This window comes from Cohnella candidum (assembly GCF_003713065.1).
Classification (GTDB): Bacteria; Bacillota; Bacilli; order Paenibacillales; family Paenibacillaceae; genus Cohnella; species Cohnella candidum.
Map to the genome: position 1 here is coordinate 1,181,781 of NZ_CP033433.1, position 26,183 is coordinate 1,207,963.

The window sequence follows — 26,183 nt, forward strand, 5'->3', positions numbered from 1 at the left end:
CCGTTACGCCTCGAGTTTTCCCGATGTCGAAATGCCCGGCTCTTCGGGGCGGCCGTAGCCTTTCACGAACAACGAAATGATGTAAGAGATCGCCAGCAGAATCAGCGGAATGACGCAAATCAGGTACAGGAAAGTCGATTTCGGATCCGGCCCCGGCTCGTCACCGCTGACGTACCCGAATACTTGGCCGACGAACCAGAACGCAAGCGCGGAGATCAGGCCGCTCGAACGGGTGATGAAGCCGGCAACGGCCGTGTAGATGCCTTCGCGGCGGCGTCCGGTTCTCTCGGCGTCGCGATCGATGATTTGCCCGCTCAGCACGGCGGGGCTGACGAGGAAGCCGGAAAGCCCGAACCCGACGAGCACGCCGGCCGCGATACCGCTGTACAGATCGGTGCCGAACCAGAGCGGAATGACGGAAAGTCCGTAGGCAAGCAGGGAAAGGCGCCAGCCCTTCAGGCCGCCGAGTTTGCGGACGATGAGATACCAAACGCCGACGAGGGGGATGACCGATACGAAAACGGAAGCCATGAGGATGGAAACCTGCGATTCCGGAATGTGGAGCACGTATTTGGCATAAAACGGAATGGCGGCGCTCAGCATGCCGTTCACCGTCTGCGCGAATGAGTTGGCGAAATTGAATACCCAAAAATCGCGGTTGCTCAGCGTTTCCTTGAACGCCTTCAGGAACGGAAGCGGCTGTTCTTTCGACGCTTCTTCGTCTTCTCGTACTCCTAATATGCACAGCAGCATGAACATTGCGAACGCTACGCCGTAAAGGATGGACATTTGCGAGAATCCGATAGCCTTGTACACGATTGGGGTCAGCACGGTGGCAATGAGGATCGCCAAGATCTGATAGCCTTGCTGAACGGCGGATGCTTTGGCCCGCAGGCGGTCGCCCCGGAAGATTTCCGGGAAAATGGCGCCGTAGTTCACCCACAGAATCGTGGCGACGCCTTCAAACAGTATGAGCCCGACGAGAAGCCACCAGAAGAGCCCTTGGTCTTCCAGTCCCGAGGGCGGCGAGAAAATCATGACGAAGGTCAGCACGAAGAGAGGAATCGCGGCGGCGATCCAAGGCCGGCGGCGGCCGAAACGCGTTCGTGTCCGGTCGGAGAAGTAGCCCATCATCGGATTGTTCACCGCGTCCCAGATGGCGTAGATCAGCCTGGCGAGCGCAATCAAGCCGAGGCTGAGACCCAACTTCTCCACGTAGTAATAGCTGTAGAAGCTGGTGAATGCCTGGCTGGGGATCATCATGGCGAACATGCCCAGTCCGTAAGCGAATGACGAGTTGATCCACTTCTTGTTCATCGAATGACCCTCCACGCTTCTAATGAAATGCGGCATACGGCGCTACCGGATACCTATTCGACGAAATTCCATCTTTTTCCTGCTATTCAAGCCGAGGTATCGGTTAAAGTTATTCTTAAAAATCTTTGTTCGAGGTCGTCGCTGCCGTGTATATATATTTTAGAAAGGATACTAAATGACAGCGCTTGCAAATGCGAGTCCCATCGGTTAAATTAGGGGAAGAAGGACCTCAAAAAATCATAGACTTGAAGGCAATGGCGCCTTTGGTGAGAGAAGCGGAGAAATCCGCTTGTTGAACCTGGGCGTCTTTTTGCTTTTCGGGTCCAATCCGTCAGCGAGGTGAAGGGAGTGAGCCTTACGCCGATCCGCGCCGTTCCGCTCGCGGTCCGCGTCATTCCGAACGTGGACGCGGGGCTGGCGCGGCAATTGAAATTGAAGCCGGGCATCCGAAGCTTGGGATTGTTGACTTCCAGCATCGACGACGTCGGATATACGGCGATCGACGAAGCGACCAAGAAAGCGGCGGTCGAGGTCGTGTACGCGAAATCGTTTTACGCCGGTTCGGCCCATGCCTCCGGTCCCCTGTCGGGCGAGTTTATCGGCATTCTCGGGGGTGAGACGCCGGCGGAGGTGCGAAGCGGGCTGGAAGCAGCCATCGAACTGATGGAGCATGGCGCCTGCTTCTTCGCGTTGAACGAGGAAGCCACGCATGCGTACTACGCGCACGTCGTGTCGCGGACCGGATCTTATTTATCCACCGTGGCCGGCATCCGCGAAGGGGAGCCGCTCGCCTATCTTATCGCGCCTCCTCTCGAAGCGGTGTTCGGGTTGGATGCGGCATTGAAAGCGGCCGACGTCAGGCTGTGCCAATTTTACGGCCCGCCTACCGAGACGAACTTCGCCGGCGGCTTGCTGACAGGGAGTCAATCCGCCTGTACGGCGGCGGCTGAAGCCTTTGCCGCGGCGGTGAGAAGCGTAGCGGCCGAGCCGAGGAAATAACGCCAAACGGGAAAGCGGGTGTGACGAATGGAAAGCGCCTATCCATCCGCGTTAGGCATGATTGAGACATGGGGCGTTCCCGCCCTGATCGCGGCGGCCGATGCGGCCGCGAAGACGGCGGACGTGAAGGTGACCGCTTACGAGAAAGCCGACGCCGGTCTCGTCACGGTGTATGTGTGGGGAGACGTGGCATCGGTCAAAGCGGCGGTGGAAGCCGGCGAGGCCGCGGCCCGCAAGGTAGGGAAGCTGATTTCGGCGCACGTGATTCCACGGCCCGACGCCGAAATCGCGGCAATGCTCCGGCCTCCTTCGAAGAAGGAGCCGTCGGCTGTGCCGGCAGCGGGGACGGCAACGGAGGCGTCTGCCGCCGAACAACCGGACACCGGGCCGCAGCAGCAATCGCCGGATCTGGATACCTTGTCGGTACAGGAACTGCGCAGAATGGCCCGTGCCAAGCCAGGCTTCCCGCTGTCCGGCAGACAGATCAGCACGGCCGGCAAAGCGGTGCTGATTCGCCTGCTGCTGCAGAAGGACGAGTGAAGGAGGTGACGGAACCCCATGAAGCTGGATACCGATCTGCAGGCGATTCAGGAGGTTCGCGATTTCCTCCATGAAGCGAAAGCGGCGCAGAAACAGCTGGAACGCATGACGCAGCGGCAGATCGACGACATCGTAAAGGCGATGGCAGACGCGGCGGAAGCGGAGGCGGAGCGGCTCGGCGCGCTGGCGACGGAGGAAACGGGGTACGGCAAGCCTGCCGACAAGAAGGCGAAGAACCTGTTCGTGGCGCGGGACGTCTATGGCGCGATCAAAGACATGCCGACGGTCGGCATCATTCGACGCGACGAAAGCCGCCGGGTATGGGAAGTGGCCCAGCCGGTCGGCATCGTTGCCGCCATCATTCCTTCCACGAATCCGACGTCGACCGTCATTTTCAAATGCATGATCGCGCTCAAAGCCCGCAACGCCATCGTCATCAGCCCGCATCCGGCCGCTCTCCGGTGCTGCCAGGAAACGGCGAGGGTGATGCGGCAAGCGGCGGAGAAAGCAGGAGCGCCGCCGGGCCTGATCCACTGCCTGTCGCAGCCCTCGATCGAGGCGAGTAACGAGCTCATGAAACACAAGCTGACCGACGTCATTCTCGCCACCGGCGGCACGGCAATGGTGAAAGCGGCATACGGCTCGGGCAAACCCGCCTACGGCGTCGGACCCGGCAATGTGCCGGTGTACGTGCATCGAAGCGCGGATTTGCCGAGAGCGGTCCGCCAAATCCTGCAGAGCAAAACGTTCGATTGGGGAACGATCTGCGCGTCCGAGCAGGCGATCGTCGTCGATCAAGCGGTGAAGGTTCGGCTGGTCGACGAACTGAAAAGGCAGGGCGCTTGGTTCCTGAACGAGGAAGAAGAGCGCAAGGTCGCGTCGGTCATCATGATCGGCAAGGGGCTCAATCCGCGCATCGTCGGCAAATCCCCCCAGGTCATCGCCGGCATGGCGGGCATTTCCGTTCCGGCGGACGCCAGAGTGCTGATCGCGGAAGAGTCGGAAGTCGGCTTGAACCATCCGTGGTCGGTAGAAAAATTGAGTCCGTTGCTCGCCTTGTACACGGTGAATGATTGGCAGGAAGGCTGCCGGCGCTGCATCGACCTGCTGGAGCTCGGCGGGCTCGGGCATACGCTCGGGATCCACTGCGAGGAGATGCCGATCATCGAGGCTTTCGGGCTGGAGAAGCCGGCATCCCGGATTATCGTCAACGCCGGCACGACGTTCGGCGGTATCGGCGCCACGACCGGCATTCAGCCTTCGATGACGCTCGGCTGCGGATCGTTCGGCAACAACATCACCTCGGACAACATCGGGCCTCAGCATTTGCTGAACATCAAACGGGTCGCTTTCGGGTTGAAGGAGATGGAGACGCCGGATGCGGAGAACGCCCCCGCCGTGCAGACGGCGGCAGACCGAGCGGTACAGGCGCTGCAAGGCCAAGGGAAACTCGGAATCACGAGGGAAGAAGTGCTGAAAATCGTGCAGAGCGTGCTTTCCGAAATGCAGGTCAAATAAATGGTTAAATAACCAAGGAAGCGGGCGTTTAGAGACGATCCCGCACCCACGAGGAGGATAACGCAAATGGCAGGAGAACTCGCGGCACTGGGCATGGTGGAAACGAAAGGTTTGGTCGGATCGATCGAGGCGGCGGACGCCATGGTGAAGGCGGCGAACGTGAAGCTGATCGGCAAGGTACACGTTGGCGGCGGTTTGGTGACGGTCATGGTCCGCGGCGACGTCGGAGCCGTGAAGGCCGCAACCGACGCGGGCGCGGCAGCGGCGGAGAAAGTGGGAGAGCTTGTCTCCGTCCACGTCATCCCGCGCCCGCACGGGGACATCGAATTCATCCTTCCGAAGCTTGAAGGCTGATCCGCCCTATGGCGCTGATTACGGAGACGAGTCTGCGCGCCCGCCTGGCCGGCGGTCTCCCGGATCCGTTTCCGCTCGCGGCGGATGACCGGCTGACGCCGGCGGCGGCCGACTTCCTGAAAAGCCGGGGAATTTCCTTGCTGCGGTTGGCGAGTGGCGAGTCCAGCCCGGCCGGGGATTCCGTGCAGGTCTTGCCGGCGGACATTCCCGTTGGCGTGTCCAACCGGCACATCCATCTCTCCCCGGAGCATGTGGAAGCCCTATTCGGGCCGGGATACCGGCTCACGCCGATGAAGGAGCTGTCGCAGAAAGGGCAGTTCGCCGCGCGGGAAACCGTCACGCTGATCGGGCCGAAAGGCATGCTGACCGGCGTGCGCGTGCTCGGCCCGGCCCGCGGCGCCTCGCAAGCGGAAATCTCGCGGACGGACGGCTTCGCTCTCGGCATTCACCCGCCTGTCCGGCTGTCCGGCGACATCGCGGGCACGCCGGGCGTCACGGTGGCGGGTGAGAAAGGCGTTATCGTCATGCAGGAGGGCCTTATCGTCGCCCGGAACCACGTGCACATGTCTCCCGAAGATGCGCAAAAGTACGGAGTTCAGAATGGCGACAGCCTGATCGTGCAATCCCTCGGGGAACGGAAAGTCCTGTTCGCGGGCGTTATCGTCCGCGTGCATCCGAACTATTCTCTCGATCTTCACCTCGATACGGACGAAGCGAATGCGGCGTCTTTGAAAACGGGGGACGCGGTCCGCCTGGTCGGGCGGAACGGGGAAATCCGGGGTGCCTTAAGGGGGCAGCCATAGATGGAAATGAAAGAGCTGGTAGAGTCGATCGTCCGCGAAATCGTCGGCTCGCTGCAGCAGGCGGAAGCGGAACGGCGGCCCAAAACGAAAGTGTTGTACGTGTTCGGGGACGGCACGGCGCACGAAGCCTACTCGGATCATTGGATCACTTTGCACAACGGGGGAGTCGGCCATGACCTGATGTTCCTGGACGGGGAAACGTCGGCTTGGCTCGGCAAGCACCGCATCGAAAGCGGCGGACCGGGTAAGGTGATCGCGGTTGACGAGTTCGCGCCTGCGCCGCTGGAAGTCCCGCTCGAATATGCCGGCATCGTCATCCCGGAGATCGATCTGGATAACATGGGACGGGCGACGCTCGGCATCCGCGGAACGGTGCTGTCGGACGTCATTTTCTCGGCTTTGGTCACGGGTAAGCCGGTGCTCATCGGCGCGGACGGACCCGGCCTCAAAAGGGCCGACCGGCGGACTTTGAAGACGCTGACGCTGCCTAAGCCGTACCAGAACCTGTTCGACTATTACAAACAGGAGCTTACGATGTACGGCGCCCAGTTCGGCCTTCGAGCCGAGCTGGCTGAGATCGCGGTGGGGCTCTGGGGCAGACGGGACGCTTCGGCGGCAGCGGAAGAAGGCAACGCAACCGCGAAGGCTGCCCGCACCGCGGGCGCTGCCGACCGCTTCGAAGGCCGGCTCGTTTCTGCGGATTGGGTTAAGCAGCGGCTGAAGGATCCCGCCTTCACCCGGCTGACGATCGGACCGGGTACGCTCGTATCGCCGCTCGCCAAGGATTTGCTGAAAGAAAAACGCATAGCCGTCCACTACGCGGACGAGGGGTGATTAACGATGTTCCTGGGCAAAGTCATCGGCAGCGTATGGGCCACCCAGAAGGAAGAAGGCATGGACAACCTGAAGCTGATGATCGTGCAGCCGCTGGATTTACGAGAACGGGAATCGGGCCAGACGGTCATCGCGGCGGACCGCATCGGCGCGGGCGTCGGCGAGAAGGTCATCGTTTCCCGCGGCAGTCCCGCCCGCATCCTGTTCAGCGGCAAGCAAGTGCCGGTGGACGCGATGATCGTCGGCATCGTCGACAGCTACGAAATCGGCATCGAGCCCGAATGACGGGTTTCGGGAAGGAGGGCGCGGAATGGAGCAGAAGCAAAGGGTGATCCAGGAATACGTGCCCGGCAAACAGCTGACGCTCGCGCACGTGATCGCGAACCCCGACCCCGTTTTGTACACGAAGCTGGGCATCGAGCAGGCGAACGCCATCGGCATCCTGACGCTCACGCCGACGGAGACGGCCATCATCGCCGCGGATATCGCGACGAAGGCGGCCAGCGTGGACATCGGGTATTTGGACCGGTTTACCGGCTCCCTCGTCATCGTCGGCGAAGTGTCGGCCGTCGAAATGGCACTCGAAGCGGTGAACACGTTTCTGGAAGAGAAGCTGAAGTTCTCGACGGCACCTCTTACGAGGTCTTAACGGCATGAAGAAGAAAATCATGATCATCGGCGCCGTCGGAACGGGCAAATCGAGCTTGGTGCAAGCGCTGTTCGGCGACGGGAAGAAGGCCGTGAAAACGCAAAGCCTCGTCTACCGCGACTGGATCATCGACACGCCGGGCGAATACAGTGAGAACCCGCTGTACTACCGCTCGCTTATGGCCACGTCGCATGAAGCCGCAGCCGTACTGATGGTTCAGGACTCGACCCGCGATCGCAACTATTTTCCTCCCGGGTTCGCGGGCGGGTTTCCGATTCCGGCCTTGGGTGCGGTGACAAAGATCGACCATCCCCAGGCGAACGTGCAACGGGCGGTTTCGCTGCTTCGGCAATCGCTGCCGGAAGCCGACATTTTTCCGACGTCCTCGGAGAACGGCACGGGCATTGAGGAATTGCTGGTGAAGCTTCGTACTCTAGTCAATTAGCACAATTGTAAGCAAATGTCATGTAAGGGCTTTCATGCATGGCGCCGCCTATGGGACAATACAATCGAAGGTAAGACAACCATGGGAGGATGGCCATGGCATCGATTACGGAAATGTGCCTCTCGCAAACGGTTTTGTCTGAAGTGGAAGCCCGGAGCATCGAAGATTTGGCGCGCAGCCTGCAACTGATCGCCGACGTGTCCCAATCGGACGTGTTCATCGATTGTCCGACCGCGGATCCGCGTGCCGCCTTGGTCGTCGCACAAGCGCAGCCGTCTACGTTTCCGTCACTGTACAAGACGACAGTCGTCGGGCAATTGGCTTATGCGCGCAACGAGCCGGCCGTTTTGTTCACGCTGGTGTCGGGGCAGCCCGTCGTCGGTTCGCGCGGGATTTCGCAGGAACAGATCGCCATCCAGCAAAATGTGGTACCGATCCGGTCGCCGCAAGGCAAGCTGATCGGCGCGCTCATCATGGAGCAGGACATCAGCGAGAAAGTGGAGCAGGAGCGCAACGTGGAGCGGCTGATGGAGACGACGGAGCAGCTCAGCGAAACGCTGATGACGGTCGCGATGTCGGAAGGCAGCATGCAGTCGCTCATGCATGAGGGCATCGTTTTATTCGACGAGTCGGAACGGGTCACGTACACGAATCCGCGGGCGGCGGCGATGCTTCGGAAAATCGGGCACACGGGTTCGCTGGAAGGAGCCGGCCTGACGGAATTATTTTACGGCAAACTGGAGCGCGACCGGGTGCTCGACCGCCAAAGCGTCCTGGAGCAGGAAATCCAGTTCGGCGGCGCGGCTTTCGTTCTGAAGGCGGTGTCGATCTACCGGGATCAGCGGGCCGTCGGAGGGCTCATGCTGATCCGCGACATTACGGATCTGGTCGAGAAGGATAAGCGGCTCGTCATCCAATCGGCCGTCATCAAGGAAATCCACCACCGGGTCAAAAACAACCTGCAAACCGTGTCCAGCCTGCTTCGCCTACAGATGCGCAGAACGAAACTGCCGGAAGTGGAGAGGGTTTACCGGGACAGCATCAACCGCATCAACAGCATCGCGGTCATCCATGAAATGCTGGCGTACGAGGGCGTGGAGACGATTCCGTTTCACGACGTCGTCGACCGGATCGCGAAAAACGTGATTTCATCCATGACCAAGCCGGACCAGGCGATCCGCGCGAACATTGTCGGCACGATGCTGGAGCTTCCGTCCGACATGGCGACGACTTTGGCCCTGGTCGCGAACGAGCTCATTCAGAACTGCGTCATGCATGCGTTCGGGGAACGGGAGACGGGTGAAATCGTGATCGCGATCGGCCGCAGCAATTCCATGGCGAGTTTGCGGGTATCGGATAACGGCGTCGGGATGGACTTGGACGGCGGGAGCGAGCGCAAAAACAGCTTGGGGCTTCGAATCGCGGAGACGCTCGTTCAGGAGAACCTGGGAGGATATTTAAGCATCACGTCGGATGCGGAAGGCACGAGCGTTCTGATTGCGTTTCCGATCGCCAAAGTTTTGCCGAGGGAGGAGAGTCTTCCATGAGTGCGTCGATCGTCGTGGTGGATGACGACCCGATTATCCGGTTGGACATCCGTGAAATGCTCGAAGAAGAAGGCTACCACGTGGCCGGCGAGGCGAAGAACGGGGAGGAAGCGGTCGAACTGGTCGCCAACCTCAAGCCCGATCTCGTGATCATGGACGTGAAGATGCCGAAAATGAACGGGATCAAAGCGACTCAGATCATCCGCCGGCTGCAGGAACGCGACACGTCCATCCTGCTTCTGACGGCTTACAGCCAGAAGGAGCTCGTGCAGGAGGCGAGGGAAGCGGGCGTTTCGGCATATCTCGTGAAGCCGGTGTCCGAAGAGGATCTCATCCCGGCCGTGGAAATCGCGCTCAGCCAGCGGGAGAAGATGGCGTCGCTCAAAAAAGATCTCGAAGCGCTGAAGCGTTCCATCGACGATCGCAAGCTGGTGGAAAAAGCCAAAGGTACGCTCATGAAAGAACTCGCGCTGAGCGAGGACGAGGCGTACTGCAAGCTCCGGGAAGTCAGTATGGCGGAGCGGATCCAGATGCCCCAGCTGGCGCAGCGTATTCTGTCGGACGGTGTGAAGCCATGGTTCAGCCAAAAGAAAAACGCGTGACGAATTCGGGAGGGGACGAGGAGCGCTGGATTACGAGCGTCGGCATCGATATCGGGACGAGCACGACCAAGATGATCGTGAGCCGGCTCAAGCTCGTTCGCACCTCGAGCGCGCTCAGCCTCCCGCGCTACGGCATCGCGGAGCGGCTGCTCTCTTACGAAAGTCCGATTTACAGTACGCCGTTAAAGAGCACCGACGAAGTCGACGCCGAACGGATCTGGCAGCTGTTGGAGCGGGAGTACGCGTCGGCCGGGATTACGCCGCGGGATTTGAAATCCGGCGCCGTCATCATTACCGGCGAGACGGCCAACAAGAAGAATGCGCGGCACATCTTGCACCTGCTCGCGGAACGTTCCGGCGATTTCGTGGTGGCGACGGCGGGCGCCGATTTGGAAGGGCTTCTGGCCGGCAAGGGGGCCGGCGCGGAAGAGCGTTCCAAGCAGACGCGGGGCGCCGTCGCGAACATCGACGTCGGAGGAGGCACCGCGAACGCGGCAGTGTTCTTGAGGGGCCGGCCGATCGGCACCGTTACGTTCCATGTCGGCGGCCGGTTGATCCAGGTGGGCCGCGACGGAACGGTGGAGGCGGTATCCCCATCGCTCAGGCCATGGCTGCAAGCTTGCGGTTTCCGGTTGGAGGCCGGGCATAAAGCGGATTTTGCGCTGCTTCATGAAATCTGCGAGGCGATGAGCCGGGATATGCTCGATTACTTGGCGGGTTACGCCGGGGCGGACGGAGCTTCGCTGTCCGCGCTGCTGCTCGGTGACCCGTTGGTGCCGATGCCTGCGATCGAGGAATGGACATTCTCGGGCGGCGTCGGGGAATTAATGGATGCAAGGAAGCCGATGAGCTTGGCCGAGACGGCGGCACATGGCGATGTCGGGCCGTTGCTCGCCCACGCCTTGAAGGAGCAGGCGCTACGGTATTCGGCCATCCGATTCGGACGGCCGGAACAGACCGTCCGGGCGACGGTCATCGGCGCCGGGATGCAGACGACCGAAATCAGCGGCGCGACGGTCCATCTGGACGCCTCGCTGCTCCCGCTCCGCAATCTGCCCGTGCTGAAGGCGGAGCTGACGCCGGCGCTGCTTTGGCAGCCCGAAGCGTTGTCCGACTCGCTTAGGCAGATCATGAGCCAAGGCGCGAACCTGTTCGGCCGGGAAAACTCGCCGCCGTTCGTGCTCGCCTTGTCCGGCTTAGGAAGCGCGGGATATACGGAGGTTCAGCGCGTGGCTGACGGCTTGGTTGAGGGTTTCCGCGCTTATTTCCCGGACAGCCGGGTGTTCGCCGCGATCTGCGAAAACGATATCGCCAAAGCGCTGGGACAATCGCTGGAACGCCGGTTCGGAAGTTCGCCGAAAGTGGTCTGCATCGATCAGGTGCAAGTCGAGCTCGGGGATTACGTCGATCTGGGCGAACCGATCTCGGGCGTTATGGTTCCGGTCGTCGTGAAGACGCTGGCATTCAACAAGTGAACGGGGGTGACGGACGTTTGAAGCTGACGACAGCGGTTTTCGGAAGGACGTTTCAATTCAAGGACCTTAAAGAAGTGATGGCCAAGGCCAATGAGGAGAAATCCGGCGACCAGCTGGCGGGCATCGCGGCGGAGGACGCCAAGGAACGGATGGCGGCGAAGCTGGTGCTTGCCGACCTGACGCTTGGAGATATCCGGGAAAATCCGCTGCTCCCGCCGGAAAAGGACGAAGTGTCCCGGGTGATCGAAGAGGCGGTCAACGAAAAAATCTATGCCGAAATCCGCAACTGGTCCGTCGCCGAATTACGCGAATACCTGTTGCGGCAGAGGACCGGCAGCGATGAGATCCGGCGGATCAGCCGGGGTCTCACGAGCGAGATGGCAGCTGCGGCCGCCAAGCTGATGACGAACCTCGACCTCGTGCAGGCCGCCTCCAAAATGGAAGTGACGTCCCACTGCAATATCACGATCGGTCAAAGGGGCGTGTTGGCCGGGCGTGCGCAGCCCAACCACCCGACCGACAACATCCAGGGGATGAAGGCTTCCTTATATGAGGCGCTAAGCTACGGGATCGGGGACGCGGTGCTCGGCATCAACCCGGTCATCGACTCCGCGGACAGCGTGAAGGCGATCCTCGTCGCCACGAAGGAAATCATGGAGAAGTGGCAGATCCCGACGCAGAACTGCGTGCTCGCCCACGTCAAAACGCAGATGAAAGCGATCCGCGCCGGCGCGCCCGCCGACATGGTGTTCCAGAGCCTTGCCGGCACGCAAGACGGCAACACGGCGTTCGGCATTGACGTGGCTTTGCTTGACGAGGCGGATGAACTCATCCAACGCGAAGGCACGGGCACCGGCCCGAACCTGTGGTACTTCGAGACCGGGCAAGGCTCCGAGCTGTCCGCCGAAGCGCACCACGGCATCGACCAGGTAACGCTCGAGGCACGCTGCTACGGACTGGCCCGCAAGTACAAGCCGTTCATCGTCAACACGGTCGTCGGTTTCATCGGTCCCGAATACCTGTACGACAGCAAACAGGTGATCCGGGCCGGGCTGGAGGATCATTTTATGGGCAAGCTGCAGCAGATTCCGATGGGCGTCGACGTCTGCTACACGAACCATATGAAGGCCGACCAGAACGACATGGATAATCTCGCCGTTCTGCTCGCAGCAGCGGGCGTCAACTATATCATCGGCGTTCCGATGGCGGACGACTGCATGCTCAACTACCAATCCACCAGCTACCACGATATCGCCACGTTGCGGGAGACGATGCGGCTACGACCGGCTCCGGCTTTCGAGAAGTGGCTGGAGAAAATGGGAATCATGGAGAACGGCCGCCTGACGGAGTTGGCTGGCGATCCGACCCTCTTCATGTAAGAGTGCGAAGGGAGGAATGAAGGCGTGAACCCGAACCCGACGATACCCCTCGATCAATTGGTCGACAAAGTGATGGCTGAGCTGGAGCGGAAGCTAGCGTCGATTGCCTCGCCGGCCACTGCTACTGCCACTGCTACTGCTCCAATCGTGCCCGTCACCGCTGCGACGGCTGAACCCGTCCCGTCCGTTTTCGAAGGCGAACCGAGTTCCCATGTCCCCGACCCCAAATGGGAGGAAGGCATGCAAGAGCTCCTCTCCAGCACGCCCGCCAGGATCGGCGTCTGGCGGACCGGAACGAGGCCGCTCACGAAGGAAATCCTCAAATTCCGCTGCGACCATGCCGCGGCCATCGACTCCGTGTACGGCACGGTCGACCAAGCGCTGCTGGACGCCTTCAGCCTGTTTTCGGTCGACACCAAGTACGGCAACACCGAGAACTATTTGAAACGGCCGGACATGGGCCGAATCGTCACCGACGAAGGCGTGGAGTTAATCCGAAGCAGGTGCAAGATGAAGCCGCAGGTCCAAGTGGTCGTCTCCGACGGCTTGAGCGCGAATGCGGTGGACGCCAATATGCGGGACGTATATCCAGCTCTTATGGATTCGTTGCAATCTTACGGCCTAAGCGCAGGAACCCCGTTTTTCGTACGCGGCGGCCGCGTTGCGGTGATGGATCACATCGGCGAAATCCTGCAGCCGGAAGTGCTTGTCCTGCTGATCGGTGAGAGGCCGGGTCTCGTGTCGTCGCAATCCATGAGCGCGTACATGTGCTTCCGTCCGCGCCGAGGAACGGTGGAGAGCGACCGCACGGTCATCTCCAACATCCATCGCGGCGGTACGCCTCCGGTTGAAGCGGGAGCTTATATCGGAACCGTGCTGAAGAAGATGCTCGAGCAGCAGACGAGCGGGGTCAATCTCGACATCTAGTTGACAGGAAGTATGAACTTGGAGATCAGCTTCCCGAAGGAGGCTTTTTCTCATAGATTCCTCAGCAAACGCTTACAAGCTTGTCCTATTTTCGAAAATGGTAAGGCAAAGGAGGTGGGCGGAGTGGAGCTGACGCTGGGCATCGTGCTGATCGCGATTACCTGTTTGTTTGCGGTGTTCGTTGTGCGGGTCGCGGGCAAAAGCGTGCGAGAGTTCGACGAAAGCAAGTACGAAAGCTTCCTTGGCAAGTGAATCGCCGTTCGTTCGTAGTAGCTTCCATTCGACGTGTAGGAGGTTAACCGATGAGTGCCATTCAACATCACCACGACAAGGATAAACAGGACCTGAACAAATTCGGTTACGCGCAGGAATTGATGCGCAGCATGGGCGGATTCTCCAACTTCGCCATTTCGTTTTCGATCATCTCCATCTTGACCGGCGCGGTGTCGCTGTACGGCCACGGGCTTACATACGGCGGACCCGGCATGATGGGCTTCGGCTGGCCGCTCGTCGCGCTGTTCGTCATGTTCGTCGCGGCTTCGATGGCCGAGCTCGCTTCGGCGATTCCGACGGCAGGCGCCCTTTACCACTGGGCGGCAGTCCTGAAAAACAAGCGCTGGGGCTGGTACACGGCCTGGATCAACCTGATCGGCCAGATCGGCATCGTGGCGGGCATCGACTACTCCGTGGCGCTGTTCGCGGATCCGTTGCTCGGCAGCGTTTTCGGGTACACCTCCACGCTGACCTCGACGCTGATCGCGTTTACGGTCATTTTGATCACGCACGGCATTTTCAACCACATCGGCATCAAAATCGTGGCCCGGCTGAACGACTTTTCGGCCTGGTACCACATCGCGATCGTGGCGGTGCTCGTGTTCACGCTGGCGTTCTTCACCAAAGGCGGCCTGAACAGCGTCGATTACCTGTTCAACGTCGGACAGACGTTCTCCGACAAGCCGTACATGTTCGCGTTCCTGATCGGTCTCCTACAGGCGCAATGGACCTTCACCGGATTCGACGCCTCCGCCCACACGATCGAAGAAACCGTCAACCCCCGCGTGCGCGCGCCATGGGGCATTTTCACGTCGGTTGCGTACTCGTTCGTTTTCGGCTTCATCATGCTGGCCTTCGTTACCTTGTCGATCAAGGATGCGAGCGCGGCGACCGGCGCGGACAATGCGTTCATCTACGTCATCAGCGAGGCGCTGGGCGGCACGTTCGGCAAAGTCATCCTGTGGCTCGTCACGCTGGCGATGTGGTTCTGCGGCTTGTCCTCGATCACGTCGTTCTCCCGCATGATGTACGCGTTCTCCCGCGACAAAGGCATGCCGGGCAGCCGTCATTGGGCTCAGATTTCGAAAAAATACCGCACGCCGGCCAAAGCCATCTGGCTTTCCGTCATTCTTTCGTTCTTGCTTGCATTCATCGACTATCTCATCAAGTCGGCCAATCCGGACGCCACGTACACGACAATCGCCTTCCTGACCGCAGTCAGCGTCGTCGGCCTGTATGTCGCTTACGGGATTCCGATCTTCCTCAAGCTGGTCGCCAAAGCGCAAGGACGGTTCCAGGATAAGCACCGCGGACCGTGGCACCTCGGCAAATACAGCAATTTCATCGCGGTCGTTTCGCTGCTGTGGATCGTGTTCATCAGCGTCGTCATGGTCATCCCGCCGAACGAAATGGCCGGTTACGCGTTGGCCGGCATGATCGTGCTGCTGATCATCATGGACTTCGCCTACTACCGGAAACATTTCCCGGGACCGCAAGCGGCGCTGAATACGTCGATGGACGAAATTCTTCGTCGCGAAAGAGAGCTGGAAGGCAAATCCGGCGGCGGAGGCGTTCACATCCAAGCTTAAAATCTCGCTAAAGGCGAAGGCCGTCGCGGTTATGCGGCGGCTTTTTCGCTTGCGTTCGTGCTATAATCGGAGGGGAGTTTACAAGAGTTGTAAAATCGTCGGCAGCAGAGGAGACAACATGATTTCGGCATTCATCCACGGGTTTATTTTGGCCATCGGATTGATTATTCCGCTTGGGGTTCAGAACTTTTTCGTATTCTCGCAGGGCGCGTCTAGGCGGTTCGGGCGCACGGTTCCCATCTCCGTTACGGCCGGGATCTGCGATACGCTTCTCATATTGCTCGCCGTTTCCGGCGTTTCCGTAGTCGTCCTCAATTTCGTCTGGATGAAAACGGTGCTGGTCGTGCTCGGTTCGCTATTCCTGCTGTACATGGGGTACATGTCCTGGAAGGCGAAGCCGGATACGAACAAGAAGGATGGGCACGCGGGCGCGACGACCGCGAAGCTGGTCAGCTACACGATGATGATTTCGATCCTCAATCCGCACGCGATCCTTGATACGATCGGCGTCATCGGAACGAGCTCGATTCAATATGCCGGTTACGAGAAAGTCGCGTTCACCGGGGCGTGCGTCGCGGTCTCTTGGATGTGGTTTTTCTTCCTGGCTGCGCTGGGACATTTTGTCGGCAGTAAGGATCCGACGGGCAAGCTGGTCGGCGCGCTGAACAAGCTGTCCGCGATCGTCATGTGGGCGGCGGCCGTTTATTTGGTAAAGACATTGTAGAATTTGAGAGGATGTTTGTGCGGTATGGTGCCGACGCTTGATCTCATCGAACGAATCGAACGGTCCGAAATCGCATATATGTCCGACAGGATGGCGGCGATCACGGAGAGGGCGGGCAATCCGGAGGGCGTCGAGGTGGCGCGGTTCGGAGATGCTGTTGCTTACTATAGCGCCACGATGCCTTGGCCGGCGTTCAATACGGTGAAAGGCATCCGTTCGTTGGATGGCGGGTTGTTGGACGAGATTGTCACCTTCTATCGTGAGAGAAACCGCAAAGCCCAATTCGAGATCGTGCCCGGGTTGGCGGATCTACGAGTCATGCGTTTACTGGCGGAGCGGGGGTTTTACCAGTCGGGGTTTCACGCTTCGATGGTTGCCGTTCCGCAGGAGCGGGCGGCGGATTCGGCTGTTGGGGATGGGATTTCGATTCGGGAGATCGGCCGCGACGAGTTCGAGACGTACGCCGCCATCCACTGCCGGGGAACCGGGCTCCCCGATGATGGAATTCCTTACGTGATGGCGAACAACCTGGTGCTGCACGGACGTCCGGGTTGGAAATTCTATCTGGCCAGGTGTGAGGGGCAACCGGCAGCGGTCGGCGTGATGCACATCGGAAAAGGTGTCGCTTCGTTTACGTTTGCCGCCACGCTTCCCGAGTTTAGGAACAAAGGGCTGCAACGGGCGTTGTTGGGCAAACGGATGGAAGTCGCGGAGGAGCATGGATGCTCCCTTGTCGTTAGCCAATGCGCGTACTTGTCGCCCACCATCGCAATATGGAGCGGGTTGGCATGAAGCTCGGTTACGTGAGGGCGACTTGGAGTGAGTTGACTGGATGACGCCTTGGTTGCAAGGGATCGTGCTAGGTTTGTCCATCGCCGCGCCGGTCGGGCCGATCGGGCTGCTGTGCATTCGGACGACGCTGAGTCATGGCCGGCTGCTCGGTTTTCTATCCGGACTCGGGGCCGCGACGGCGGACGGTTTGTATGGGGCGATTGCCGCGTTGGGTCTGACGGTTGTGACGCAGTTCCTCGTGGGGCGGTCCGGTTGGATTCAGTTGGTTGGCGCTTTGTTTTTGCTGTATTTGGCCTATCGGACGTTCAGGGCTCCGATCGTGGAAGATGGAGAGACCATACGTTCCGGTGGAGGCCGGGGGTATGCGGCGACGTATTTCACGACGCTGTTTCTCACTTTGACGAATCCGATGACGATCGTTTCGTTCCTTGGCATTTTCGCGGGTCTGAACGTGAGCGGGGATACGGGATCGGCGCTTGAGCTCGTCACCGGCGTGTTCTCCGGTTCGGCGCTGTGGTGGCTGTTGCTTTGCGGAATCGTCGGGATGGTGCGCCGCGTGGTGAGCCGGACCGCGATGCGGTGGCTGAACCTTTTGTCCGGGTCGGTACTGTTGATCTACGGCTTAGCGAGTCTGTATCGGTTGATCGTATGACGGGAAGCGGGAGGTCGGTGCATGGTGGACTTGTTGTTTCGTGAGTTGAAGCGGGAAGACATGGACGTGATTTGTACGTTTCCCCAGAGTATGGATGAGCTGTTCTACATGAGCCCAAGATCGGCTTATCCGCCGACGCCGGAAGACCTGTGGCAGAAGGCTTCCGAACGTCGGTTTCCGACGGTCGTGTACGAAGCGGAATCCGGATCGGTCGTCGCCTATGCCAATTTGTATGACTGGAATGAGGAAGATGCGTCGTGCTGGCTCGGCAACGTGGTCGTGGCTCCCGGGAGCAGAGGGGGCGGCGGGGCCGCGGCGTTTTTGCTCGAATCGATGATAGAGCAAGCACGCGTTAAGTTGGGTGCCAAGCGGCTGAGGCTGTACTGTCACAATCCGAACACGAGGGCGATGTTATTTTACATAAAGCACGGATTCGCGCCGAACGGCGGGTATAAAATCGTCGAGCATCCGCATGCGCACAGGGTTGTCGTTTTCGAAATGGAAAAATCGCTAGCTGAGGGATGAGAGAAATGGACAAAACGGTAGAGTCTTTCGCGGGATCGGAGTATTTTCGGTTGAAGGAAGTGGCATCGGGCGTATTTGCGGCTATCTGCGTGCCTGACTCGGGTTCGTTGGGCAATGCCTCGATTGTGGATTTGGGCGATACTACGCTGGTCGTGGATACGACGATTAACTTGCAGGCGGCGAAAGACTTGCGCGCGGCAGCGGAAGGGTTGACGGCCGTCCGGCCACTTATGTTTTTAACACCCATTGGCATTCCGACCATACGCATGGCAATCAGGTGTTCGCTCCCGAGGCTCGTTTTATTTCGACCGCCAAAACTAGAGAGATCATGACCACTGTAATCGCGGATCGCTTAAAAGAGCATTTGGCCAAGGTGGACGAGTTGAATGCGTCCATTGACCAATACGAGCGCGGGATCGAGTCAGAGCAAGACCCGAAGATCGCCGAACAGATGAGATGGGAAGTCAAGAACGACCGGGAATACATGCGCACGTTGCCTGAAGCCCGTCTCACGCCGGCTAATGTTACATTCGAAGACGAAATGCAATTGCACGGGAGCAAGCGGTCAGTTCGGTTGATCACTTATGGAGGTGGACACACGCAGAGTGACGCGTTCGTTTATTTGCCCGAAGAGAAGCTGGCGATCATCGGTGACCTGGTACTGTCGGGCTATCACTTGACGATGAGCCATGCTAACCCGTGGGAGTGGCTGAAGATCCTGGATCGTATCCAAGAACTCGGCATCGAGACGATCGTGCCTGGTCATGGCGATGTCTGCACGATCGAGACACTGCGCGGGGCTCGTGAGTATCTGCAATACATGATCGGATTAGCGGCCGAGCTCGGTCCGGATGATGCGAGCGTAGAGAACGCCGTCATTCCGGAGAAGTACGACGACTGGCTGTTCCGTTTCGATTTTAAGGCGAATTTGAAGAAAATCCGAGAGTTGGCGGCGCAGCGCAAGGAATAGAAACCTGAGCTGAGGCAGGTGAGCGAAGATGATCATTCGCGAGATTCAAGACAGCTTCGTCATGGTGACCCAGCATGACCATGCTCTGTTGTCCGGTGAGATTGCGAAGCATTTTACGGACCCGTATTTCGTAGACGGTGCGTATCGTGCGGATGTTGAGTTGGCGATCCGGGAACACGACAGGGGCTGGATTCGGCTCGACGACGCCCCGATCTGGAACGACCGTGATGCGAAGCCGTTCAGCTTCATGGACTATCCGCTGTTGCCCAAGTTGACGCACTACCGACTCGGCATCGACGAAGTCCAGGCGCAGAGCGAGTATGCGGCACTTTTGTGCAGCATGCATTATTGCTCCTTCATGGCAGGACATACGCCGGAACAAACGGAGATTGTGCGCTTCATGGCATAGGAACATGAGCGGCAGCGGCAGATCGCGGACAAGATCGATTTGCCGCCTGCCGATACCGTTCGGCGGCATTTCGGGCTCCTCCAGCTGTGCGATGACATCTCGCTTTACGTGTGCCTGAACAATCCTGGAGCCACGAAGACAGAGGAGCATCCTTGGTACGTGGACGGATTCCGCAAGTCGGAAGGATTAGGACCTGCAGGTCAAGGTAAGTTGGTTGCATGTTGGGTGAGTGAGGCGGAGGTAGGGTTTGATCCTATGCCGTTTGTAGGCGGGTTTACGGCGAAGTTGAGGCAGAAGGTTGTGCCGAAGGAACTGATCAAGCAGGAAGGGTTGCAGGAAGCGTATTGGAGAGCGGCGTGGTGGGAGCAAGAGATCGGCTTTGTCGGCAAGTAGGAATGATAGTGTGTAAGGCAGTGTCCATTGAATTGGATGCTGCCTTTTGTTTTGTCTGACAAGCGATTCTTCATGAATGTAGAGGAAAGATATGGTAGAATTATTTGTGCGAATTCGCAGAACATTAGTTATATGACATACCCTAAATTCTACAAAATGAAGGTGTAATTATATGACAAGCAACGAATTATTTAATTTATTAAAGACGGAAATACACTCAATTTTATTCTTAAGTGGATATGAAATTATTGAAGAGCAGTACCCTCCTGAATTCTTTGGGAGTAGGTACATTACTTTCTCAAATGCAAATTCAGTAATTAGATTGGTATGGGATGGAAAAGAATCTTATTTTATACTTGAAGAATATATCGGTTTTAATGAAATTCTTAAGATTAATGAGTGGAGCGATATTGAAACAATGAAGTACGTCAAAGAAGAAGTGGATGATAAGTACATAGAAAACTTCATAAATCAGTTCATAGCATCTTTACTGAAATCGACTAATAACTAATTTAATTTGAAATGCAATGCTACGAAGAGGGTACGTCATATAACATCGCATTCACGCATCACAGCCTTCGGCTGCTCGGTCCGCCTGAGGCATTTCGATGGAGTTGGGTCAGGCGGACAACCCTGCGAACCTAACCGCGTCGCGGCCGCCCCGTTGGGGCTTAAGGTTCTCGGGTTCGTGAATACGAGAGACGTTAGATGAAAGATACGTGGAAAAACGATTAAAGATTGAAAGATGATAAACCATTTGAAAAACCAAATGAAAATAAACACCAAGAAAGGACGATGTTATTTGATTGGATTACTTGTAGTGGTTTTATTCGTTGGATTAGCTGGCATTATAGGAAATCAGTATTCAGGACTTAAAAGAATGGAATCAATACAAAGATCATTAGACGATATAAATCAGATATTACGAGAGATGAATAAAAGGAAAGAGAATGAATTTTGAATTGTATTTCAGGCGGACGTATCCATCAGATAACACCGTATTCATGCATCGCAGCCTGATGGCTGCTCGGTCCGCTTGAGGCAATTCGAAGAAGCGGAATCAGGCGGACAACCCAGCGAACCTAACCGCGTCGCGGTCGCCCCGTTGGGCTTAAGTTTCTCGGGTTCGTGAATACGCAGAACATTAGGCGAAATTCTAAGCTAAAGGGAGAGAAAAATGAAGAAACGGAAGATCTCGGAGAGTCTTATCCGAGAATTAAACAGTTTACAAAACACTAGAAATACATTAGAAGAGTTTCTTCAAAACTTTATTAGTAACTCATCCAGATATGTAATATTTATGCATGATATTTTAGCTAAAAACGCGAGTAAAGATTACATAATGGTTCCTGTTTCTCAATACATCGCATCATTAATAACTTGTTGGGAGACTTATTTCAGAGATATGTTTGTTTATTTAGCGTCCACTGATGAGCAGTTCCTTAGAGATGTCATAAGACATAATAATATTAATGTTGAAGAAGATGACCTAATTCGAAATGAATTGTCAATAGGGGAGTTTGTAAGTAAGTTTTTTAACTTTCAAAACCTTGAGGATACTGAGAATGCATTTTCACCACTTTATGAAGGTAATAGTTTCTTTAAGGCTCTAAGCGAGTATGAACTACCATTTGTTCTATTTAGGAAAGGAATAGTTACACATATTTCATTGATTGAGCTTGATCAAAACTGGTATGAACTGATAAATACACTTTTTAATATACGTCATAATATTGTCCATGATGCCAATTATCGATTAGAACTTACTAGTGATTTTATTTCTAGAGCAGAAAGTATTTGTATTGTTTTACCCCAAATTGTTGGTCAATTTGTTTCAGAAAAGTATGGTGTTGAAAGACCGGTTGTTGACATAGAACATGGAACAATAAAAAAAATAGTTTCTGGAGACGTAGATAAAAAATTTGGCTATGTATTTACTGTTCAAGATATGATCGCTAAGGATTGGATAATAAAAGATTAATATGAGTGATTGACTGTCCGAACATCGCCTAACAATGCATTCACGCAGCGGGCCTCTCCGAGTCCCTTGGTCGCCGGAGGGTTTTCGAGGATGCGAATTGAGGCGACAACCTTGCACCGACTAAGCGCATCGCGCCCGGCACTTCGTGCCTTAAGTCGGTGAGGGTTCGTGAACTCGGGAACGTTATCGGACATAACCATTGAAGGGAGATGTAAGTAGATGTAGAATTGATAGGTATAATATACCAATTGGAGGTATTTCTGTGGCGCGCAAAGTATTTGTAAGTTATCATCATGCGAATGATCAAACAAGAGCTACTCATCTGAGAGATACATATGGTTCCAACGACACACTGATAGATCGCTCATTACCTGACGCATATGATAGTGCGAATGATGACTACATTTTACAATTGATAAGGCAAAATCATTTAAAAGAATCGACCGTGACTATTGTGCTTATTGGAAGTGAAACTTATAAGCGTAAATGGGTCGATTGGGAGATTTATTCTTCTTTAAGACCATATGGAAGTAGATCTAGGAATGGGCTTCTTGGTATTTACCTTCCTAATTACGGTGAAGTACCGGCAAGATTATTGGATAATATTAATAGTGGTTACGCAGTCACGATGAACTGGGGAAATATCTCATGGCAACTAACTAGCAAAATCGAAGAAGCGTTTCAAAATAGAGATAAAGACCACCTCGTTAGAAATTCAAGGACGAGGAGACAACGGAACAGCTGATGGCAAAACGGAAACGAAAAAAAAGGGGGAACCGTTCATTGACAATAGTTGCTTTGCTTTTCTTGGTTCTTTCCTTGATTTTTTTCGCTATTGATTTTTTTAGAGCATACAATCCAGGGAAATTATCACTGTCTGCTCCTTTTGGGCTCGGAAATATAGAGCTTGATAGGGCCACTCTTAGTGAAAAAGAACTGGATATTGCTTGGAAACTATATGTTCAACTTTCTACAAGAAAAGCTTCGATCCCTTTAGATGACAACGATATTATTTCTGAGGTATATGACTCGTGGTATCAACTCTTTACAACTACAAGAGAATATTTAATTGAAATGCCAGCCAAAGATATTGAAGAAAATGAGAACGCACAGAAAATAATCGCTTTAGCATTAGATGTCATAAATAAAGGTCTACGTCCTCATCTCACTGAATGGCAAGGCAAGTATCGAAAATGGTACAATGAAGCTATACAAAAAGAAGAGTTTAAAGGCAAATCACCACAAGAGATCCAAAAAAAATATCCTCACTATAATGAGTTGATTGACGATATGAAGATTGTAAATACCGAACTCCTAAAATACGCAACTCAACTCAAAAGATTTTCACATGAAAAGCCCGCGAATAATCCAACAAAAATTATTACATGGTTTAAAGAAAAATGGAAATCGTCATTTTAGCGTCCTTCAACAGGACGTTTTTTGTTCATTTCAAGAAGTGGTTACGTCCGATAACACCGTATTCTCGCAGCCTTACGGCAGCTCGGTCCGCTCGATGCATATCGAGGGAGCTGGTTCAGGCGGACAACCCTGCGAACCTAACCGCGTCGCGGCCGCCCCGTTGGGACTTAAGTTCTCAGGTTCGTGACTACGAGGAAAGTTAGGTGAAATACCCGAAAGCTTGTATTCCAATATTGACAATAAGTCACTAAATATGACAAGCTTTAAATAACCTGTTTTTACCACTTCAAAAATCGTGGAGTGATATTATGAGCTATACCTATTACAACATGGGGCATCTTCAAAGAGGACAAGTTGTTGAAGTAACACTATCAGGAAATGCAGCAAATGTCAGGCTAATGGATAGTAGCAATTATAATAATTACAAGAATGGTCGAAATCACCGCTATTATGGTGGACTGGCTAAACGTTCACCTGTCAACTTAACAGTTCCTAGCTCTGGTAATTGGCATGTAACGGTCGATCTGAATGGTTTAAGGGGATCTGTGAGATCTTCAGTTCGTGTACTCCCTAGCCCATTACCAACCATACAAGATAGACCACTTTCTTCAGTACCTTCACTCATTCATAGACAAGGTGTATATGACGAAAATTCTGTAGATGACGTTAGAGATTTTGATGTCTTTATATCGCATGCTTCTGAAGATAAAGATGAGGTTGTCCGTGATCTGGCGTTAGCTTTACAAAATGAGGGATTACAAGTTTGGTATGATGAATTTGAATTGCGAATTGGTGATAGCCTTCGTAGAAAGATAGATAAAGGACTTGCAAGAAGTAAATTTGGAATTGTTGTATTGTCCCCTTATTTTATAAGTAAAGGTTGGACAAATTACGAATTAGATGGAATCATTACAAAAGCTGTTACCGGGGAACAGGTTATTCTACCTATTTGGCATAACATCACTAAAAAAGAGGTAATTGATTATAGCCCTTCACTTGCTGATAAATTAGCCAGAAGTACTGCTACACATACTGTTGAAGAGATTGCTACTGAGATATCTACCTTAATAAAGGGGCAATAACATCGTACACCTAGTCCTATTTTTTTGAGGGCAGGTGTTTTTCTTTAACAATGATGTTTTAAGTATTCCAAGGATGTCGGATACTTCACTTAACATAGTATTCACACGGCGGGCCAAGTTTGTTTAAATACACTTCAACAACCGGATTCATCGGTATACTCAGTGAATTTAACCTCTATATAAACTCGGATTTCGGCGGCTATCTAGTAACCTGGTTCCGATCGTAATCCTCTATTTGTTGCGTAAGTACAGTAGAAACCGGAGTTCGTTCGATACGCTACCCTCTGAATATCTCAGTGATAAGTAAGCGATGTGCTACATTTCTGAGCTAAGGAAGTTGGTCGGTACTCGGCCGCTCATCATGGCTGGCGCCTGCGTTATCGTGTTCAACGAATCGGGCCAACTTCTGTTGTAAAACGGTCGGACAAGTTTGATCGGGGGACAATCGGCGGTTCGTTGGAGCTTGGGGAGTCCCTGGAAGAAGCCGCTGCTCGGGAGCTTTATGAAGAGGCAGGGCTGCGAGCCCAAACGCTGAAATTCATTACGTTCTTATCCGGCAAGGATATGTATTACCGATACCCGCATGGAGATGAAATTTATAACGTCGCGGCTGTGTATGAAGCTATCGGGATAGAAGGTACGCCGCGCGTGAACGATGAAGAGGGATTGGAGTTGCGATACTTTTCTCTCGAAGAACCGATAGCCTACTTGAATCCATCCGTCGAGCACATTTTAAGAAGAGCAGGTTATATCCGCAATTGGTGAGGATGGCTCTAAATAGCTGATTACCTGTAGTTTGAAATATGATATAAAGGAATATAAAGGAAAAGCCAACGTCGCAAATCGGGGAGGTTTCATCGTCTATGGAGTTGAAAAAAGAGAAGCTAGCATTACAAATGGCAGACATCTCTGGTTCCACATTCGATAAAGTCAATGCTCAAGCGCTTATATTCGATAACGTTAACCTGGCCGGTTCGAAGGTGAACAATGCCAATATGAGCGGAGTTTCGTTTAGCGACGTCAATCTGTCCGAGCTTAAAATGTCCGACGCGAACTTGTCTGGTGCCCGAATCGAGCATGCGAACATGAGCCATCTCGTCGTCGATCACGTCCACTTGTTCGGAACGGAGTTCACGAACGTCGTACTTCCTCAAGAAGGCGACGGCAATTATCTCCCGGACGGCCAGTATAAACCGATTGTTTTCCGCAACTGTAACCTATCCAATATGGAAATCATCGATTGCGATATCACGGGATTGAAAATCAACGGTATTTTAATTGAAGAGTTACTCAAAGGAAAATAGAACGCTCAGATTCAATCCTCAGGCTGCTGATGTAGCAGCCTTTTTTTGATAGGGAGGAAGATGCCGAATGTACGTGCCCAAATACTTCGCAGAGGAAGACCAAAATACTTTATACGACTTCATCGATCATCACGGTTTCGGCGTGTTGTTTTCGACTCATGACGGAGCTCCGGCTGCGACGCATCTACCTCTGACGCTGGATCGGAACTCGGGAGTTCTGTATGGACATTTTGCCCGGCAGAATCCGCAGTGGAAGGATATCGCCGGACAACGGGCTTTGGCCGTGTTCCAAGGCCCTCACAGCTATATTTCCTCCTCTTGGTATGAGACACCGCAGTCCGTGCCGACATGGAACTATGTCGCCGTACATGTGTACGGTACCGTCGAACTGATTGAAGATCCTGCCGAGCTGCTGGCTTGTTTGAACGATCTCGTGAAGCAATATGAGGAGCCAGGCAGCGGCTACGGTATTGATGAGACGAATCTTGATTTCGTTCGCGGTCTGAGCCAAGGAATCGCGGGTTTCAAGTTGAAAATCGACCGTATCGAAGGCAAATGGAAGCTTAGCCAAAACCATTCGAAAGAACGCCGGGAACGCGTGATTGAGCAACTCGAACGGATCCCAAGCGACAATGCGAAGGGCATCGCGAAGTTGATGAGAGATACTTTGAATCAGTAAAA

Annotated in this window: 29 protein-coding genes and 2 pseudogenes; 30 read left to right on the forward strand and 1 reads right to left on the reverse strand. The window is 54.8% G+C overall.

Going from position 1 to position 26,183, the window contains the following annotated elements; translation table 11 throughout:
- Positions 1-3: 3 nt before the first annotated feature.
- Positions 4-1,317, reverse strand: coding sequence for an MFS transporter (locus tag EAV92_RS05500; RefSeq protein ID WP_123040133.1), 1,314 nt, complete (start codon positions 1,315-1,317; stop codon positions 4-6).
- Between the two features lie 348 nt (positions 1,318-1,665).
- Between EAV92_RS05500 and eutL the strand changes: the two genes are divergently transcribed.
- The 30 genes and pseudogenes from eutL (at position 1,666) to EAV92_RS05655 (ending at position 26,181) form a co-directional block, all read left to right on the forward strand.
- Positions 1,666-2,316: an ethanolamine utilization microcompartment protein EutL gene (gene eutL, locus EAV92_RS05505; RefSeq protein ID WP_123040134.1), complete on the forward strand. Its 651-nt coding sequence runs from the start codon at positions 1,666-1,668 to the stop codon at positions 2,314-2,316.
- A gap of 27 nt (positions 2,317-2,343) precedes the next feature.
- The gene (locus EAV92_RS25015; protein ID WP_206424284.1) at positions 2,344-2,856 is read left to right on the forward strand and encodes a BMC domain-containing protein; all 513 of its coding nucleotides are present in this window, start codon (positions 2,344-2,346) and stop codon (positions 2,854-2,856) included.
- Between the two features lie 18 nt (positions 2,857-2,874).
- The gene (locus EAV92_RS05515; RefSeq protein ID WP_123040135.1) at positions 2,875-4,374 is read left to right on the forward strand and encodes an acetaldehyde dehydrogenase (acetylating); all 1,500 of its coding nucleotides are present in this window, start codon (positions 2,875-2,877) and stop codon (positions 4,372-4,374) included.
- Positions 4,375-4,440: 66 nt separating this feature from the next.
- On the forward strand, positions 4,441-4,728 hold the full coding sequence (gene eutM, locus EAV92_RS05520) for an ethanolamine utilization microcompartment protein EutM (protein ID WP_123040136.1): 288 nt from the start codon (positions 4,441-4,443) through the stop codon (positions 4,726-4,728).
- Between the two features lie 8 nt (positions 4,729-4,736).
- The gene (gene pduL / locus EAV92_RS05525; RefSeq protein WP_123040137.1) at positions 4,737-5,531 is read left to right on the forward strand and encodes a phosphate propanoyltransferase; all 795 of its coding nucleotides are present in this window, start codon (positions 4,737-4,739) and stop codon (positions 5,529-5,531) included.
- The gene (locus EAV92_RS05530; RefSeq protein WP_123040138.1) at positions 5,532-6,365 is read left to right on the forward strand and encodes a hypothetical protein; all 834 of its coding nucleotides are present in this window, start codon (positions 5,532-5,534) and stop codon (positions 6,363-6,365) included.
- A 6-nt stretch (positions 6,366-6,371) separates the two neighbouring features.
- Positions 6,372-6,650: a EutN/CcmL family microcompartment protein gene (locus tag EAV92_RS05535; protein WP_123040139.1), complete on the forward strand. Its 279-nt coding sequence runs from the start codon at positions 6,372-6,374 to the stop codon at positions 6,648-6,650.
- A gap of 25 nt (positions 6,651-6,675) precedes the next feature.
- A complete protein-coding gene (eutS, locus tag EAV92_RS05540; RefSeq protein ID WP_123040140.1) occupies positions 6,676-7,014 on the forward strand; it encodes an ethanolamine utilization microcompartment protein EutS in 339 nt (112 codons plus the stop codon).
- 4 nt (positions 7,015-7,018) lie between these two features.
- A complete protein-coding gene (locus EAV92_RS05545) occupies positions 7,019-7,459 on the forward strand; it encodes a EutP/PduV family microcompartment system protein (RefSeq protein ID WP_123040141.1) in 441 nt (146 codons plus the stop codon).
- A 95-nt stretch (positions 7,460-7,554) separates the two neighbouring features.
- Positions 7,555-9,006: a sensor histidine kinase gene (locus EAV92_RS05550; protein ID WP_123040142.1), complete on the forward strand. Its 1,452-nt coding sequence runs from the start codon at positions 7,555-7,557 to the stop codon at positions 9,004-9,006.
- A complete protein-coding gene (locus EAV92_RS05555) occupies positions 9,003-9,608 on the forward strand; it encodes an ANTAR domain-containing response regulator (protein WP_123040143.1) in 606 nt (201 codons plus the stop codon). Before EAV92_RS05550 ends, EAV92_RS05555 begins: the two co-directional genes overlap by 4 nt.
- Positions 9,581-11,083: an ethanolamine ammonia-lyase reactivating factor EutA gene (locus EAV92_RS05560; RefSeq protein ID WP_123040144.1), complete on the forward strand. Its 1,503-nt coding sequence runs from the start codon at positions 9,581-9,583 to the stop codon at positions 11,081-11,083. The genes EAV92_RS05555 and EAV92_RS05560 overlap by 28 nt, the downstream gene beginning before the upstream one ends.
- A gap of 17 nt (positions 11,084-11,100) precedes the next feature.
- Positions 11,101-12,462, forward strand: coding sequence for an ethanolamine ammonia-lyase subunit EutB (locus EAV92_RS05565; protein ID WP_123040145.1), 1,362 nt, complete (start codon positions 11,101-11,103; stop codon positions 12,460-12,462).
- Between the two features lie 72 nt (positions 12,463-12,534).
- On the forward strand, positions 12,535-13,389 hold the full coding sequence (eutC, locus tag EAV92_RS05570) for an ethanolamine ammonia-lyase subunit EutC (RefSeq protein WP_123043589.1): 855 nt from the start codon (positions 12,535-12,537) through the stop codon (positions 13,387-13,389).
- Between the two features lie 123 nt (positions 13,390-13,512).
- Positions 13,513-13,641, forward strand: a complete 129-nt coding sequence (locus EAV92_RS25020) for a hypothetical protein (protein ID WP_277424222.1) — start codon at positions 13,513-13,515, stop codon at positions 13,639-13,641.
- Positions 13,642-13,691: 50 nt separating this feature from the next.
- Positions 13,692-15,251, forward strand: coding sequence for an amino acid permease (locus tag EAV92_RS05575; protein ID WP_123040146.1), 1,560 nt, complete (start codon positions 13,692-13,694; stop codon positions 15,249-15,251).
- A gap of 118 nt (positions 15,252-15,369) precedes the next feature.
- Complete coding sequence (locus tag EAV92_RS05580) at positions 15,370-15,975, forward strand: LysE/ArgO family amino acid transporter (RefSeq protein WP_123040147.1); 606 nt, start codon at positions 15,370-15,372, stop codon at positions 15,973-15,975.
- A 24-nt stretch (positions 15,976-15,999) separates the two neighbouring features.
- Positions 16,000-16,767 carry a GNAT family N-acetyltransferase gene (locus tag EAV92_RS05585; protein WP_338134396.1) on the forward strand — a complete coding sequence of 256 codons (768 nt, stop codon included), beginning with the start codon at positions 16,000-16,002 and terminating at the stop codon, positions 16,765-16,767.
- A gap of 40 nt (positions 16,768-16,807) precedes the next feature.
- Complete coding sequence (locus EAV92_RS05590) at positions 16,808-17,419, forward strand: LysE/ArgO family amino acid transporter (protein ID WP_123040148.1); 612 nt, start codon at positions 16,808-16,810, stop codon at positions 17,417-17,419.
- A gap of 21 nt (positions 17,420-17,440) precedes the next feature.
- Complete coding sequence (locus EAV92_RS05595; RefSeq protein WP_123040149.1) at positions 17,441-17,944, forward strand: GNAT family N-acetyltransferase; 504 nt, start codon at positions 17,441-17,443, stop codon at positions 17,942-17,944.
- Positions 17,945-18,209: 265 nt separating this feature from the next.
- Positions 18,210-18,914 (forward strand): annotated as a pseudogene (locus EAV92_RS05600) (MBL fold metallo-hydrolase); the annotation flags it as partial.
- Between the two features lie 28 nt (positions 18,915-18,942).
- Positions 18,943-19,716 (forward strand): annotated as a pseudogene (locus tag EAV92_RS24810) (DUF3891 family protein).
- Positions 19,717-19,888: 172 nt separating this feature from the next.
- On the forward strand, positions 19,889-20,227 hold the full coding sequence (locus EAV92_RS05615) for a hypothetical protein (protein WP_123040152.1): 339 nt from the start codon (positions 19,889-19,891) through the stop codon (positions 20,225-20,227).
- A 666-nt stretch (positions 20,228-20,893) separates the two neighbouring features.
- A complete protein-coding gene (locus EAV92_RS05625) occupies positions 20,894-21,697 on the forward strand; it encodes a hypothetical protein (protein WP_123040154.1) in 804 nt (267 codons plus the stop codon).
- Between the two features lie 262 nt (positions 21,698-21,959).
- Positions 21,960-22,442, forward strand: coding sequence for a TIR domain-containing protein (locus tag EAV92_RS05630; protein WP_123040155.1), 483 nt, complete (start codon positions 21,960-21,962; stop codon positions 22,440-22,442).
- Positions 22,442-23,116, forward strand: a complete 675-nt coding sequence (locus tag EAV92_RS05635; RefSeq protein ID WP_123040156.1) for a hypothetical protein — start codon at positions 22,442-22,444, stop codon at positions 23,114-23,116. The genes EAV92_RS05630 and EAV92_RS05635 overlap by 1 nt, the downstream gene beginning before the upstream one ends.
- A 308-nt stretch (positions 23,117-23,424) precedes the next feature.
- Positions 23,425-24,198 carry a DUF1883 domain-containing protein gene (locus EAV92_RS05640; RefSeq protein WP_123040157.1) on the forward strand — a complete coding sequence of 258 codons (774 nt, stop codon included), beginning with the start codon at positions 23,425-23,427 and terminating at the stop codon, positions 24,196-24,198.
- Between the two features lie 456 nt (positions 24,199-24,654).
- Positions 24,655-24,963, forward strand: a complete 309-nt coding sequence (locus tag EAV92_RS05645) for an NUDIX domain-containing protein (RefSeq protein WP_241158447.1) — start codon at positions 24,655-24,657, stop codon at positions 24,961-24,963.
- Between the two features lie 98 nt (positions 24,964-25,061).
- Positions 25,062-25,502, forward strand: coding sequence for a pentapeptide repeat-containing protein (locus EAV92_RS05650; RefSeq protein ID WP_123040158.1), 441 nt, complete (start codon positions 25,062-25,064; stop codon positions 25,500-25,502).
- A gap of 67 nt (positions 25,503-25,569) precedes the next feature.
- Entirely contained in the window at positions 25,570-26,181 is a 612-nt protein-coding gene (locus EAV92_RS05655; RefSeq protein WP_123040159.1) for an FMN-binding negative transcriptional regulator, read from the forward strand.
- Positions 26,182-26,183 lie beyond the last annotated feature (2 nt).